This window comes from Actinoplanes sp. L3-i22 (assembly GCF_019704555.1).
Lineage (GTDB): Bacteria > Actinomycetota > Actinomycetes > Mycobacteriales > Micromonosporaceae > Actinoplanes.
The window spans coordinates 1,225,803-1,240,227 of sequence record NZ_AP024745.1; the positions used below are offsets into that span (position 1 = coordinate 1,225,803).

Annotated in this window: 13 protein-coding genes; 8 read left to right on the forward strand and 5 right to left on the reverse strand. The window is 73.0% G+C overall.

Annotated elements, in window-relative coordinates; translation table 11 throughout:
• The first annotated feature begins 3 nt into the window (after window positions 1–3).
• The 3 genes from L3i22_RS05660 (at window position 4) to L3i22_RS05670 (ending at window position 4,199) form a co-directional block, all read left to right on the forward strand.
• Complete coding sequence (locus L3i22_RS05660) at window positions 4–1,389, forward strand: family 20 glycosylhydrolase (RefSeq protein WP_221325937.1); 1,386 nt, start codon at window positions 4–6, stop codon at window positions 1,387–1,389.
• Window positions 1,390–1,494: 105 nt separating this feature from the next.
• On the forward strand, window positions 1,495–3,465 hold the full coding sequence (locus tag L3i22_RS05665) for a M48 family metallopeptidase (RefSeq protein ID WP_221325938.1): 1,971 nt from the start codon (window positions 1,495–1,497) through the stop codon (window positions 3,463–3,465).
• Between the two features lie 245 nt (window positions 3,466–3,710).
• Entirely contained in the window at window positions 3,711–4,199 is a 489-nt protein-coding gene (locus tag L3i22_RS05670) for a hypothetical protein (protein ID WP_221325939.1), read from the forward strand.
• 90 nt (window positions 4,200–4,289) lie between these two features.
• Here the strand turns inward: L3i22_RS05670 and L3i22_RS05675 are convergent, their stop codons facing one another.
• Window positions 4,290–5,315 (reverse strand): hypothetical protein, encoded by a 1,026-nt coding sequence (locus L3i22_RS05675; RefSeq protein ID WP_221325940.1) that lies wholly within the window; start codon window positions 5,313–5,315, stop codon window positions 4,290–4,292.
• Window positions 5,316–5,327: 12 nt separating this feature from the next.
• Window positions 5,328–6,014: a hypothetical protein gene (locus L3i22_RS05680; protein ID WP_221325941.1), complete on the reverse strand. Its 687-nt coding sequence runs from the start codon at window positions 6,012–6,014 to the stop codon at window positions 5,328–5,330.
• Between the two features lie 433 nt (window positions 6,015–6,447).
• Here L3i22_RS05680 and L3i22_RS53335 point away from each other — a divergent pair, with 433 nt between their 5' ends.
• Genes L3i22_RS53335 through L3i22_RS05700 form a run of 4 tightly spaced genes read left to right on the forward strand, consistent with a single transcriptional unit; the run spans window position 6,448 to window position 10,525 of the window.
• Complete coding sequence (locus tag L3i22_RS53335; protein ID WP_304523453.1) at window positions 6,448–9,153, forward strand: nitrate- and nitrite sensing domain-containing protein; 2,706 nt, start codon at window positions 6,448–6,450, stop codon at window positions 9,151–9,153.
• On the forward strand, window positions 9,153–9,575 hold the full coding sequence (locus L3i22_RS05690) for a roadblock/LC7 domain-containing protein (protein WP_221325943.1): 423 nt from the start codon (window positions 9,153–9,155) through the stop codon (window positions 9,573–9,575). The genes L3i22_RS53335 and L3i22_RS05690 overlap by 1 nt, the downstream gene beginning before the upstream one ends.
• Before the next feature lie 22 nt (window positions 9,576–9,597).
• Window positions 9,598–9,948, forward strand: coding sequence for a DUF742 domain-containing protein (locus L3i22_RS05695; protein WP_203684584.1), 351 nt, complete (start codon window positions 9,598–9,600; stop codon window positions 9,946–9,948).
• Window positions 9,929–10,525 (forward strand): ATP/GTP-binding protein, encoded by a 597-nt coding sequence (locus tag L3i22_RS05700; RefSeq protein ID WP_221325944.1) that lies wholly within the window; start codon window positions 9,929–9,931, stop codon window positions 10,523–10,525. The genes L3i22_RS05695 and L3i22_RS05700 overlap by 20 nt, the downstream gene beginning before the upstream one ends.
• Before the next feature lie 10 nt (window positions 10,526–10,535).
• Here the strand turns inward: L3i22_RS05700 and L3i22_RS05705 are convergent, their stop codons facing one another.
• Window positions 10,536–12,098: a BTAD domain-containing putative transcriptional regulator gene (locus L3i22_RS05705; RefSeq protein ID WP_221325945.1), complete on the reverse strand. Its 1,563-nt coding sequence runs from the start codon at window positions 12,096–12,098 to the stop codon at window positions 10,536–10,538.
• Between the two features lie 154 nt (window positions 12,099–12,252).
• Here L3i22_RS05705 and L3i22_RS05710 point away from each other — a divergent pair, with 154 nt between their 5' ends.
• The gene (locus L3i22_RS05710) at window positions 12,253–13,041 is read left to right on the forward strand and encodes a hypothetical protein (protein ID WP_221325946.1); all 789 of its coding nucleotides are present in this window, start codon (window positions 12,253–12,255) and stop codon (window positions 13,039–13,041) included.
• A gap of 19 nt (window positions 13,042–13,060) precedes the next feature.
• On the opposite strand, the gene L3i22_RS05715 is transcribed toward L3i22_RS05710, so the two are convergent.
• A complete protein-coding gene (locus L3i22_RS05715) occupies window positions 13,061–14,128 on the reverse strand; it encodes a LacI family DNA-binding transcriptional regulator (RefSeq protein ID WP_255657982.1) in 1,068 nt (355 codons plus the stop codon).
• Window positions 14,129–14,221: 93 nt separating this feature from the next.
• On the reverse strand, window positions 14,222–14,422 hold the full coding sequence (locus tag L3i22_RS05720; RefSeq protein WP_221325947.1) for a hypothetical protein: 201 nt from the start codon (window positions 14,420–14,422) through the stop codon (window positions 14,222–14,224).
• Window positions 14,423–14,425 lie beyond the last annotated feature (3 nt).

A 14,425-nucleotide genomic window follows, 5' to 3' on the forward strand; every position in this document is an offset into this window, starting at 1 on the left:
AGAGTGCGCTCTCTGACGAAGCGGCTCGGCGATGTCATTCCGCTGCCGGCCCTGGTTGTTCCGGAACCGGCCGTGACCTTCACGATCACCCCCGAGGCCCTGTCGCGTGCCGGTGAGCCGGACAACGCCGAGGTCCGTGTCGAGTTGACCGATGCGGACGGGCTGGGTGCCGAGGGTTACCGGCTGGAGATCACCGCGGCCGGGGTGACCCTGCGTGCCGCCGAGCCGGCCGGGGTGTTCTGGGGGGTGCAGACGCTGCGGCAGCTGGCCGCCGGGGACGGGGTGCTGCCCGGCGGGGTGATCGAGGACCGGCCGCGGTTCGCCTACCGGGCCGCGATGATCGACCTGGCCCGGCACTTCTTCACCGTCGACGAGATCAAGGCGCACCTCGACCTGCTCGTCGGGTTCAAGATCAATCACCTGCACCTGCACCTCACCGACGACCAGGGCTGGCGCCTGGAGATCCCGGGCTGGCCGCGGCTCACCGAGGTCGGCGGCGGTCCCGGCACCGGCTGCGACGGCGCGGGGCCGGGCTTCCTGACCCTGGCCGACTACGCCGAGGTGGTGGCGTACGCCGCCGACCGGTTCGTCACCGTGGTTCCGGAGATCGACATGCCCGGGCACGTGAACGCGGCGCTGGTGGCGTACCCGGAGCTGACCGCGGACGGGCAGCCGGTCGCGCCGCGCGTCGACGCCGAGGTCGGGTACAGCTCGCTGGTGGCCGGCAAGGAGGAGACGTACGCCTTCGTCGAGGCCGTGCTGAAGACGGTCGCCGACGCGACGCCCGGGCCGTACTTGCACATCGGCGGCGACGAGTGCCTGAACACCTCGCCCGAGGACTACCGCGCGTTCCTGTCCCGGGTGCTGCCGCTGCCCGGGAAGTACGGCAAGCGGGCCATCGGCTGGCACGAGATCGCCGCGGCCGACCTGCCCGAGGGCACGGTCGTGCAGTACTGGCGCCCCGAGGAGCAGGACGCGAACGTCAACGCCGCGGCCTCCGCCGGGCGCGCCGTGATCATGTCGCCGGCCGACCGGACCTACCTGGACATGAAGTACGACGCGGACACCCCGCTCGGCCTGGACTGGGCCGGCCTGGTGCCGGTCCGGCGGGCGTACGACTGGGACCCGGCCGCCCGGCTGCCCGGCGTGACCGAGGAGGCCCTGCTCGGCGTCGCCGCGCCGCTCTGGTCGGAGACCCTGCGCAGCGTCGCCGATGTGCAGTTCCTGACGTTCCCCCGACTGCCGGCGGTGGCCGAGGTCGGCTGGAGCCGGCAGGACGCGCGGGACTGGGAGTCGTTCCGGGAGCGGGTGGCGCTGTTCGGGCCGCGCTGGGCGGCGGCCGGGGTCGCGTACTTCCGCGCGCCCGAGATCGACTGGCCGGCGAACTGATCGACCGGGGCGTCCCACCCGTACTTCCGGCCACACGCCTGTGGCGTCACCCGATAGGAGGGACGTCCTAGGCTGGGGCCGATTTTGGGGTGGGAGGAGAGCGGCTTGAGCAACGACGCGCGAGCGGCGGCGAGATCGGCCGGCGCCCTGGCCGGCTTCCTGATCGTGGCGGGGCTGCAGCTGATCGTGGTCCTCGGCGTGCTGTGGACCGTGTTGAGACTGCTGCCCGCCGAGGTCGCGTTGCGCGCCGGGGTGCCGCTGAGCCTGGCCACGTTCGGCGCGCTCGGCTACGCCACCTGGCGCGCGCTGCACAGCCGGCGCCGGGTGCCGGCCGGGGTCGCCGTGACCCGGGCCGACGCGCCGGCGCTGTGGGCACTGATCGACGGGGCCGCGGCCGCCGCCGGGGTGCCCGCGCCGGCCGGGCTGACCGTGGTCACCGACGCGACCGTGGTGGTCGGCGAGCGGACCCTGGCGCTCGGCCTGCTCGGCGGGCGGCGGGACCTCTACCTCGGGCTGCCGCTGCTGCAGGCCTGGGACAGCGGGCGGCTGCGGGCCGCGGTGGCGCACGAGCTGGCGCACGGGTCGGCCCGCCTCGGACGGTGGGCGCCGCTGGCGTACCGGGGGCGGGTCGCGATCGGGCGGCTGGCACCCCGGTGGAGCCGCGGGCGCAACCCGGCCGGGGCGGTCTTCCGGGCGTACGCCGAGGTCTATCGCCGGCGGGACGCGCCGTTCAGCCTTGCCCAGGAACTGGCCGCGGACCGGGTCGCGGCGGAGCACGCCGGGGTGCGCGCGACCGTCGGGGCGCTGCGCGATCTGCCGGTGCTCGCCGGGATGCAACGGTTGTTCCACGCCGAGTACGTCGGCCCCGGCTGGCAGGCCGGGCACGTCCCGGACGACGTGTTCGGGGGCTTCCTGCGGGTGCTCGTGGCGCGCGCCGAGGACGTGGCGATCCTGCGGGCCCGCGGGCCGGAGCCGGCCGGTGCCTGGGACACCCACCCGCCGCTGGCCGAGCGACTGGCCCTGCTGACGCCGGCCGCCACCCCGGAGGGCAGCGCGGACGGGACCGAATCGGATCAGGCGCCCGAGGCGCCCGAGGAGGCCGCCGACGAACTGGTCCCGGATCTGCCCGGGCTCGGGCGGGCGCTGCAGGCGGTGGCCTTCCCGTCGACCGGGCGGACCGAGGTGAGCTGGGACGACTTCCTCAGCGTGGCCCGCACGGCGGAGATGGAACGCGAGGCGGGGGCGGCTCTGGCGACCGTGTCCCGGGCGGTGGGCATCGTCGTACCGGATGCGGAGGGAATCCTCGCGCTGGCGGCCGATGGCCGCCTCCGGACCGCCGCGGCCACCATCTTTCCCGGCCTCACCCCGGAGGAGACGGCCGACCGGATCGTCGATCTGCTCGCGCTGATGCTGGCGCTGGCCGCGCTGCGCAGTGACGTGGCCCGCTGGCGGCACAACTGGACCGGGACCGCCGAGCTGGTCGCGGCGGACGGCACCTACCTGAACCTGACCGACGTGGCCGCGGCCGCCGCCGATCCGGAGCAGGCCGAGGCAGTCCGGGCGTACCTCGGCAAGATCGGGGTGGATCTGGCCGCGCCGGGCGGGGACCGTGCGGCGGCCCGGGCGCAGGCCCTGGGCGGGTTGATCAACCTGTCGGCGGACGGCGAGCGGACCGATCTGCTCGTCACCGACCTGGGCATCCTGCTGGTGCCGGGGCTGTCCCGGGGCAAGGGGCCGGAGGCGAAGCGGCGACTGAGCCAGATCGCCTCGGGCGGCGTCCCGGTCCCCGGCCGGAACGCGGCGCCGGCATCGGACGGGGCGGCACCGGACGGGGCGGCCGCCGAGGCGGTGAAGTCCGCGGTGGCCACCATGGAGGCGCCGCCGGACGGGCGCCGTTTCGTGCCGTTCGTGGACGTCGCCGCGGTGACCGCGCTCCCGGGCCGGCGGCGCGGCTGGGTGATCGGCTTGCGGGACGGTGGCAGTCTCACCCTCCGGCCGTCCCTGGACACCGACGAGTTGCCGGGTGGCTGGGCGGCCTGGGAGGACGCGGTCACGTTCCTCGCCGGAACGCGCTGAGGTACGCCGACCGAATCGTCGGAATGGGCTGATCGCGCCCGTTCCGACGGGCCCCGCCGTACCGGAAGCCGCCCTGATCCGGGTCCGGAGGCAACGCGAGTCTCCTCCGCGACGAATGAGTCACTATGACGTCACCTGGGGTCACAATTACCGCATCGGTTGTTGGCTTCGTGTACGTCCGAAATGGGTAGCACAGGCCCGACGCGAAGCGGGACCATCGCGGGGGACCGTAGGGGGAGGCGCTCATGGAGCGGGGGCCGATGGCGCTGTTCGGGGCCATCGTCGCGGTCGGGCTCGGCCCGGCACTGTGGCTGGGTGTGCAGCTGAGCACGGATGACGTGCCACCTCGCACCCCACCGGCCACCATTCGCCAGCAGTTGCCGGCCGCCGTCACCGATCAGGGCGGCTACGGCGCGGGCGAGGAGTCGGACGACTCGACCGGCCCCGCCCTCGACTGGATCACGCCGTCCGCCGCCGCCGTCACCACCAGCAGCAGCCCGTCCCCGTCGGCCAGCGCTTCGCCCTCGGTCTCGCCGTCGGCGTCGATCAGCCCGTCGGCGCCGGTCTCGACCGAGCCCACCGGCTCCGCGGAGCCGAGCACCCCGCCGGCCGAGCCCAGCACCGAGCCGACCGGGGACGACGACGGGTCCGAGCCGCCGACCCCGCCCACCAGCGACCCGGGCGAGCCGACCAGCCCGGCGGACATCGTCCCGGTCAGCGTCGTCACGCCGTAGCCGTTCTTTTCCGGCAACGAAGAAAGAGGGGGCCCGAGGGCCCCCTCTTTCCAGATCAAAACCAGATTTCCCGGGTACGGCGTCAGCCCGTCACAGTCCGAGCAACCGGTCCAGGATGTCGCGGTACGACCGCAGCTCCACCCGCAGCGCCTCGGTGTCGTCCCCGCCGCCGGCCAGCGACCCGCGGTGCTCCCGCAGGGCGGCGGTCAGCTTCTCGATCGTCTCGTCGACGAGGGTCGCCGCCTCGGCGGTGCTCGCCTTCGGGTCGTCGACGAAGCGCAGCTGGATGTCCCGCCACCGGTCGCGCAGCGGCTGGGTCTCCGCCTCGGGGAAGAGCGTGGCCGACCCGGTGGTCGCCGCCGGGGTCGCCGCGGGGGTCGTCGGCTCGGGGATGGCGGCCACCGCCACCACCGGCTCGGACTCGAGTTCCGGTTCGGTGACCGGCTCGACCGCGACCGGCGTCGCGACGATCGGCTCGGCGGTCGTGTCGGAGGTGTCGTCGTCCACTTTGTCCTCGTCCTCATCCACGATCTGCGGGTCGGTGAAGGTGCCCCGGTCCTCGAGCGCCTCGTCGACCTCGGCGTCGTCGACCCGGTTCCCGGTGTCGGCCCGGTCCTCCGTGTCGATCCGGTCCTCGGCGGCCAGGTCGTCCTCGGCCTTGTCCTGGTCGTCGTCCGCGCGGTGCACGGCCACGTGCGAGTCGTCGAGCGTGTCGTGCGCGTCGTGCGCGTCGACCGTGGTGTCGCGGTCGTCGAGCACGTCGTCGGTCGCGTCCCCGGTCACGGCGTCGTCGGTCCGGGGGTTGCTGTCCCGGTGCTCGTCCAGCGGCACGTCGACCTCGGGGTCCCGGTCGGCCGGAGCCTCGCCGGTCGGCCAGGCGACGGTGTCCTCGTTCGCCCGTGCCCGGTCGTCGTCGATCGCGCTGTCGCCGGGGGTGACCCCGCGGTCGTCGGCCGCACCGAACGCGGTGGGCCGGGACGCGGCGTCGTGCGCGGCGTCGGTGCTGTCACCGGGCCGGTCGTCCCACGGGGAGCCGGGTCGCTGCTGCGGCACGGCGTCCGTCCGTACGTCCTGGTCGTCGACGTTGTCCTTGGCCTCGTTGGAGAAGAAGCGCATCGTGGGTGCTCCTCAGCGGCTGGTGGCGTCGGGCCGGGAGGGTGCGACGCCGGGTTCGGGGGCGGGTGTCTCGGTCACCGGGCTGTCGGTGGTGGCCGTGGCGTTCGTGGTGGTGGTGGTGTCCTCGGTGGCCGATCGTTGTTCGGGTACGGTGCCGGCCCCGGCCACCGGGTCCTCGCCGAGCAGGTCGGCGAAGAGCGACCGGTAGTGGACCAGCGCCTGGCGGAGGTCCTCGGTGCCCGCTTCGTCATTCTTACTGCGGGAACTGATCTCGTGGGCGTTCCGGTAGTGCTCCAGCGTGGCGGCGTGTTCGACGGAGAGGTTGGCGAGCCGCTCGTCGTAGTCGCCGGTCGGGTAACCACGCTCGGTGATCAGGTGGGTGACCAGCTCGTCGGCGGTCTCGACCGCTTCCTTCGGGCTGTCCACGAACTTGATCTGGACCTCTTCCCAGGCGGCCGAGTACTTCGCCCGGGTCTCCGCGGAGAGCGGCTTGAGCTCGAGCTGGGCGTGCCGCTTGGTGCGCTCGACCAGTTCGCGCTCGGCTTCGGTGCGGTTGCCGGTGTCGGCGACCACACGGTCGTATTCGGGTCCGAAGGTCTGCTGCAGCCGACGGCGCCGCATGGCCTGGACCCCGAACGCGACCGCGGCCAGCACGAGCAGGATGACGATGATCAGGACGATGGTGGCGGTGGCGGTCATCAGGTTCCTCCTTCTTCAGTCGGAGGTATTCCCACTCGTACCCGCTCATCAATCGCGTTCGGCGAAACCGGCCGGAAACCGGGCCCCGCGCGGTCGGAGTAGCCGCCCCATTACTACGCGTTCGGGCTGGTTGTCGACGCGGATCGGCGCGTCGGGGCCTCGACTGTCGTAACTCCGACCACCGGGAAATGGAGATCAACACCTATCTCGGGTGGACAAACGGAATGGAAGGGAACTTTCCGATGGTCTGAGACCTAGCTGTGACGGACGTCTTTACGTATTCTTCCGAAGCGCATCCACCCCGAGGCTCGCCGTCCACTTCTGATCGGTGGGCTTCCGGGGCCGGTGACGTGCCGCCGTTCCCTGACGAAACCCCTTCGGGCGGAGCTTGATGAGAAGCCGCAACTGGTCGATTAGATCGAAGATCATCGCGATGGTCGCGGTGCCGCTGGCCGCGCTGCTCGCGATGTGGGTCTTCGCGACCACCGCGACCGCCGGCCCGGCGGTCGATCTGCTCAACGCGCGCGACGCGGTGCACCGCCTGGGCGACCCGGGCCTGCAGCTGATCGCGCAGTTGCAGCGCGAGCGGCACTTCTCGGCCGTCTACCTGTCGGCCCGCAAGGGCACGCTCACCGACCTCCAGGCCCAGCGCGCCGCCACCGACCAGGCGAGCGAGGGATTCCGGTCGGCGATCCACGGCCTGACCATGAGCGACGACCTGTCGGTCCGGACCGACACGCTGATCGCCGACCTCAACGCGGTCCAGGCGCTGCGCTCCCGGGTGGACGCCCGGGACGTCGACGTGCTCAACATGATGACCGCTTACAACGATGCGGTGGACGCCGGTTTCGACGTGTCCGCGACCGCCGCGGTCTTCTTCCACGAGCGGGTCGACCGTGAGGTCCGCGGCCTGATCACCGGCTATCGCGGCCAGGAGTACCTGAGCCGGGTCGACGCGCTGCTGGCCGGGGCGAACGCGGCCGGCCGGATCGACCAGAAGAGCCGCGGCGAGCTGATCGAGAACGTCGCCTCCTCGCGGTACCTGCTGAAGACCGGCGTGCGGGACATGCCGCAGCAGGCGCAGGGCGACTACGCCAAGCTGATCACCGGCTCGTCCTTCATCCAGCTGGACATCATGCAGAACCAGCTGATCGACCAGAGCTACAGCGGTGGTGCCCCGCCGGTCTCCGGCACCGAGTGGCAGGCCACCTACGACCAGGTCTCCTCGGACCTGCGGGCGTTCGAGCTGCGCGCGGTCGACGAGGTGGCCTCGGACGCGACGCCGCTGGCCGTCAGCGTGTTCCTCTGGCTGGGCCTGGCCGCGGTGGTCGGCCTGGTCGCGTTCGCGCTGGCGATCTGGGTGTCGGTGAAGCTCGGCCGGTCGATCGTCGGCCGGCTGATCAAGCTGCGGCGCGAGGCCCTGGAGATGGCCGCCGAGCGGCTGCCCACCGTGGTCGGCCGGCTGCAGCGCGGCGAGGCGGTCGACGTCGACGTCGAGACGCCCCCGCTGGAGTACGGGAACGACGAGATCGGCCAGCTCGGGCACGCCTTCAACGACGTGCAGCGCACCGCCGTGCAGTCCGCGGTCGACGAGGCGAACGTCCGGCGCGGCATCAACGAGGTGTTCCTCAACATCGCCCGGCGCAGCCAGACGCTGCTGCACCGCCAGCTGTCGCTGCTGGACCGGATGGAGCGGCGGGAGACCGAGCCGCAGGAGCTGGAAGACCTGTACCGGGTCGACCACCTCGCCACCCGGATGCGGCGCCACGCCGAGGACCTGGTCATCCTGGCCGGCGCGGCGCCCGGCCGGGGCTGGCGCAACCCGGTCCCGGTGATCGACGTGATCCGTGGCGCGATCAGTGAGGTGGAGGACTACAAGCGGGTCGACATCCGCTCGGTGGTCTCCGCGGCGCTGCTCGGCCGCTCGGTCGGTGACGTCATCCACCTGCTCGCCGAGCTGATCGAGAACGCCGCGTCGTTCTCCCCGCCGCACACCCGGGTGCAGGTCTCCGGGCAGGGCCTGCCGAACGGCTACGTGATCGAGGTCGAGGACCGTGGCCTGGGCATGACGCCGGAGGGCGTCGAGATCGCCAACCGGCGGCTGGCCGAGCCACCCGAGTTCGACCCGGCCGACAGCGCCCGGCTCGGCCTGTTCGTGGTCGCCCAGCTGGCGAACCGGCACGGCATCCGGGTGTCGCTGTCCGCGTCGCCGTACGGCGGGATCACCGCGATCGTGATGATCCCCGGTGACCTGGTCACCGAGGCGCCCGGCCCGGTCCTGCCGCCCGGCTCGAAGGGCCGCGGCGAGACCTCCGGCAGTTGGACCATCCCGGCGCTCGCGGCCGGCCCCGACGATCCGTCGCGCACCTCGCTGGCCGCCCTGCAGTGGCCCGGCAAGAGCGCGAGCGAGTTGCAGCAGGTCCCGGCCGCGCCGGTGCGGCGGACCAACGGCGCGCCCGCGCCGGCCGCCACCGGCGAGGTGCTGAACGGCCGGCACCGCACCGCCGACCCGGCCAGTGGCCCGGCGCCCAGCTCCGTCGCCGCCGGCTTCACCCCGGACGGCCTGGTCCAGCGCAAGCGGGTGCGCCGCACCCCGGAGACGCCGGCCGAGCTGCCCCCGGAGGCGACCGCGAGCCGGCTCGACGACGTGGCCGGCGCCCTCGGCGCGCCCCGCGCGGTGCCCCGCGGCTCGGGCCCGGTGCTGCCGGCCCCGGCCACTCCACCGTCCGAGGTGGAGGGTGCCGGCGAGGCGACCGCGCAGCTCGGCCCGGACGGCCTGCCCAAGCGGGTCCGGCAGGCCAGCCTGGCGCCGCAACTGCGCAACCCGGTGACCGATCCGGAGCCGTCCACCGCGCCGGAACGGTCCCCGGAACAGGTCCGTACGCTGATGAGCGCTCTGCAGCTGGGCACGACCCGGGGCCGGATCCAGGCCTCCAAAGTGGTCGCGCCGCAGGTGACCAGTGACAGTGACGGTGGCGCCGCTGAGGCGAGCGACGCCGGGGCCGCGGAAGCGGCTACCGTCAGTTTCCCGGCGGCCGCCGGGGAGCAGGCAGCATCCGGGGGCGACGGTGATGCGGCCGGCGACCGCGCCGACGTTCCCGGCGGTAATGAAGTGAACAGGCCGGAGAAGGACGCATAGTGGCACAGACGACGAAGCAGAGCGCGAATCTCACCTGGCTCCTCGACGACCTCGTCGAGCGGGTGCCGACCGCACAGCAGGCCGTGGTGCTTTCCGCGGACGGCCTGATGCTGGGCGCCTCGGCCGCCATGAGCCGGGAGGACGCCGAGCATCTATCGGCGATGGCGGCCGGATTCCAGAGCCTGGCCAAGGGCGCGAGCCGGCATTTCGGGGCCGGGGCGGTACGGCAGACGGTGGTGGAGATGGAAGAGGCGTTCCTCTTCGTCACCGCCGCGGGGCAGGGTGCCTGCCTGGCCGTGCTCGCGTCGGCCGACGCCGATCTCGGCCTGATCGCGTACGAGATGGCGATGCTGGTCACCCGGGTCGGCCAGACGATGAGCGCCCCGGAGCGGGACATCATGACGCCGGAGACCCTGCGATGAGCCGCGCGTGAACCACGACTGGATGGATCAGGACGCGGGTCCGGTGGTCCGGCCGTACGCGATGACCCAGGGTCGCGTCGCGCCGTCCGGCGGGGACTTCGACCTGGTCGCGTTCGTGGTCGCGACCGTGCCGGACCTCGCGCCCGGCGTCCAGTTGCAGCCGGAGCACCACGCCATCGTGGCCGCCGCCTGGGAACCGATCTCGGTGGTCGAGCTGGCGTCCCAACTCGACCTGTCGATCGGCGTGGTGCGGGTCCTGCTCGGTGATCTACGCTCGGCGGGCCTCATCTCGCTGTACGAACCTCCCGCGGCCACTCAGCCGCACGACGTCGACGTACTCAAGGCGGTTGTCAATGGACTCCGTGCGCTCTGACCGCGCCAGCGGTTCGCGCATCCCGGTCGCGCTGAAGATCCTCATCGCGGGCGGCTTCGGCGTGGGCAAGACGACGATGGTCGGCTCGGTCAGCGAGATCCGGCCGCTGCAGACCGAAGAGGTCCTCACCGGTGCCGAGGGCGCCGATGACGTGTCCGGTGTGGAGGGTAAGACCACCACCACGGTGACCATGGACTTCGGCCGCATCACGATCACCGAGGACCTGCAGCTCTACCTGTTCGGCACGCCCGGGCAGGACCGGTTCTGGTTCCTCTGGGACGAGCTGTCGCAGGGCGCGCTCGGCGCCGTGGTGCTCGCCGACACCCGCCGGCTGGCCGACTGCTTCCCGTCGATCGACTACTTCGAGCAGCGTGGCACGCCGTTCGTGGTCGCGGTGAACGCCTTCGACACGGAGCACCGCTTCGGGCCGGACGCGGTGGCCCGCGCCCTCGACCTGGACCCGGGTGTCCCGGTCGTGCTCTTCGACGCCCGTGACCAGGTCGCCGCCCGCAACGTGCTGATCGAGCTGGTGGAGTACGTCGCCCGCCGGCAGTACGCGGGCGCCGGCAGCCGCTGACCTGCTCCGCTCAACCAGTCGGCGGCTGCGCCGGCTGGTAGGGCGGCGGCACGCAGACCAGCCACGACTCGATCCGGCGCAGTTTGCCCGGGGTCAGCAAGCCGCGCATCACCAGTTCCCGTGGCTCCCGGAACAGTCCGTTCTGATATCGGTCCATGTCGATCCGGTGCGCCTCGAACGGGGTGACCCCGGGCAGCCGGGTCAGCTCCTGCGGCGACGCGTGATTGAGGTCGACGAGTCCGCCGTCGTCGAAGAACCGCAGCAGGTCGGGCCGCCCGATGCCGGCCTGCACCGCCGTCGTCGGATTGACCGCGGCGAAGTGCCGGGCCAAATCCCGCCGGGTCCGCGCGGACCGGGTGTCGCCCGGCCGCAGCGCCAGGATCGCGCCGTGCGCCGCGGCCACCAACCAGAGCAGGATCCACGAGAGGGTGCCGACACCCTCGGCCGTGCTGGTGTTCTCCGCCTCGATCGGGGACGGATCGATCTCGAACCAGAAGATGATCCACGGGATCGCGGCGAAGTAGACCCCGGCGGCGACGTAGTGGTACCAGCGGTTGCGCTGGATCGCCGCGTACAGGAAGTAGATCCAGCCGGCCACGCCACAGGTGAACAATGCGGCCGCGGCCGCGATCGCGGCCTCCGCCCAGCGCGCGCCGTCGTGGTGCGGCCGCATCATCGCCGGAGGCAGGAACGTGCCCGCGAACGGCGGCAGGGTGTGCGGCACGTCCGAGGGCCGGTAGGGCTGCGGGATCATCGCCGGTCCCGGGGGGCCCGGGAAGGGGGCCGGTGCCGGGACGGCCGGCGAGACCGGTGGCAGAGGCGCTGGTGACTGCAGCTCGCCGCGCAGGATCGCCCGGTGCACCTCCTGCATCCGCTCGCCGGGCTCGGCGCCGATCTCGTCCAGGTAGAACTCCCGGGCGTCCCGGAACGCCGCGAGCGCCTCGGCCTGCCGGCCCGCCCGGTACAGCGCCACCATCAGATGCGCCCGCAGGCCCTCGCGCAGCGGGAACTCGGCGGTCAGCCGGGTCAGCTCGCTCACCAGACCCGCCTCATGGTCGCCGCGGGCGAGTCGCAACCCGGCCCAGAGCTCCCAGGCGCCGGCCCGCTCGTCGGCCAGCCGTTGCCGGGCGGTCTCGAAGACCGGCCCGGTCAGCCCGCTCAGGGCGTCGCCGTGCCAGAGCGCGAGCGCGTCGCGGGCGATCGCGATGGCCTCGTCGGCCCGGCCGGCCTGACGTTCGGTCTCGGCCCGGACCAGTTCGGCCCGGAACACGTCGGCGTCCAGAGCGCCGGGGGCGACGTCCAGCACGTAGCCGCCGCCGGTCAGGGCGAGACGCTCGCGGCCGAGCACCCGGCGCAGCCCGGCGATGTACTTCTGGACCACGTTCGCGCCGTTCTCCGGCGGGTCGTCACCCCAGACCGCGTCGACGATCCGGTGGGTCGGCACCGGCTTGCCCGGATGCAGCAGCAGGACGGCGAGGACCGCGCGCTGCTTGGCCGGCCCGAGGTCGACGGCCCCGGTGCCGGAGAAGGCCCGCAGGGTGCCGAGGAGTTCGAACCGGGGGTCGGGTTCCACCACGGCGCACCCCCTCGTGACCTGCTACTTCAGTGGAACGGCAGCGGAACGGCAGCCGGCAGCAGCATAACGGCAGCGGGCCCGCAGCCTCATTCCGGAGGCTTCGTCTCGTCGATGAAGTCCGTCGGCGACCATTCCCTGGAGAGACACTGCAATGACTGAGCTGACCAAGCGCCTGGCCGCCGTGGCGGCCCTCCTGTCCCTGGCCGGCTGTGGAGGGCTCGCGGACGCCGCCTCCGACGCCGAGGCGCCCGCCGCGACGCCCGCGGAGACCCTGACGAAGGGCGTGCCCACGTCGTCGGCCGAGGCCTTCCACTACGCGATCAAGGGCGGCGTCCAGCCGCTCATCGGTGTCGTCGACGCCGGGCACAAGGCGATGACCACCGAGATCAGCGAGAAGATCCCGGACGGCGGCTTCACGCTGACGATGAAGTTCATGGTGATCGGCGACGACTCGTGGGCGCACGTCTCGTTCGGCTCCGCCCCGGCGAGCCTGGGCCTGCCCAAGCTGCCGAAGAAGTGGATGAAGCTGGACCCGAAGAAGCTCGGCGACGACGCGTCGAAGGACCTGACCTACACCGGCCAGACCGACCCGGGCTACGTGAGCGCGCTGATCACCGCGGCCACCGGGCTGACCGAGTCGTCGGCCGGCCACTACGCCGGCACGGTCGACCTGACCAAGGTGACCGAGGCCGAGATCGTCGACAAGGACACCCTGACCGCGCTGGGCGCCAAGGCGGCGGCGGTGCCGTTCGAAGCCGTCCTGGACGCCAAAGGCCGGATCAGCACGGCGACCGTGAAGATTCCGGCGGCCGGTAAGACCAAGGCCGCCACCTACCAGGTCACCTACGACCAGTACGGCAGCGCCGAGTCCCCGGCCACCCCGGCCGCGGCCGACCAGGTGGCCGCGCCCAAGGCGGCGTACGACCTGCTCAACGGCTGATCTCCGGAGCGCGCGCGGGTCAGACGGGGGTCCGCGCGCCCGCCGGAGCCGGGCCGGTGCTGTCCCGCACCACCAGCGTCGCCGGCAGCAGGGTCCGTGGGGTGGGCCAGGGCCGGCCGTCACGAGCGGACTGAAGCGCGGCGGTCAGCGCCCCGGCCGCCGCCCGGCCCTTCGCCTCCACGTCCTGCCGGACGGTGGTCAGGGCGGGCCGCAGCTGGGTCGCGATCGGGCCGTCGTCGAAGCCGGCGATCGACAGGTCCGCCGGGATGCGCAGGCCGAGGTCGCCCGCGGCCTGGTGCACCCCGGCCGCGGTGACGTCGGAGAAGCAGAGCACGGCGGTCGGCCGGTCCGGCCGGGAGAGCAGTTCCCGGGTGTCCGCCCGGATCGCGTCGACCTGCTCGAACGGCTCGCGGATCACCAGCGGGGCGAGGCCGGCGGCGTGCAGCACGTCGTCCCAGCCGAGGCGGCGCTGGACCGACGCCCAGCCCTCGGTCAGTGCCGCCGGGTCGGTGATCAGGCCGTGCGGGCCGTGCGCGCCGGCCAGCGCGTACGCGATCCGCCGGTGCCCGAGCTCGAGCAGGTGCCGCGCGGTGTCCTGGGCGCCGGTCCGGTCCGCGACGTTGACGCAGGCGTAGCCGTCGACCGGGGCCTGGTCGACGAAGACCATCGGCAGTTTCCGGCGGCGCAGCCAGTCGACCGCGGGCGAGGTCGGGTCGCACGAGTAGACCAGCGCGCCGTCCATCGCCACGTCCCGCGCCGGGATCAGGTCGCCGGAGCCGGCCGAGGTGAGCAGGGTGATGGCCAGGCCGGTCGGGGCCAGCTCGTCGGCGATCGCGCCGAGGAAGCCGCCGGCCACCAGGTCGGTGAAGGCGTAGCGCAGCGAGTCGGTGAGCAGGATGCCGATCGCGCCGGTGGTGCCCTTGGCGAGCGCCCGGGCGGTCGGGTCGGGGCCGGCGTAGCCCAGGTCCTGTGCCGCGTCCAGGATGCGTTTGCGCAGCGTGGGGGAGAGTTGATCGGGCCGGGAGAACGCGTTGGAGACCGTCATCCGGCTCACGCCGACCCGGTCCGCGATGGTCTGCAAGGTCACTCTCGGCACCGGCCACCGTCCCTTCTCGAAGCAAACGGTAGCCCGGGGTGCGGCGCGCCCCCGGCCGGACGGTGGCCGGGGGACGCGCCGCGATTACCGGATGAGGGCTTCGGGCCGGTATCCGGTGGGGGCGACCGCCACGGACACCTGGTAGATCGCACGGGACAGGGACTTGCGCAGGTGCGGCTCGCGCCGGGGCGGCTCGGGCACGACCGGGGCGTCCGGCCGCGCGCTGAGCACCTCCCGGTTCACGTCGTGCAGTCCCCGGAGGTAGGCGGTGGGCAGCAGTTCCATGAC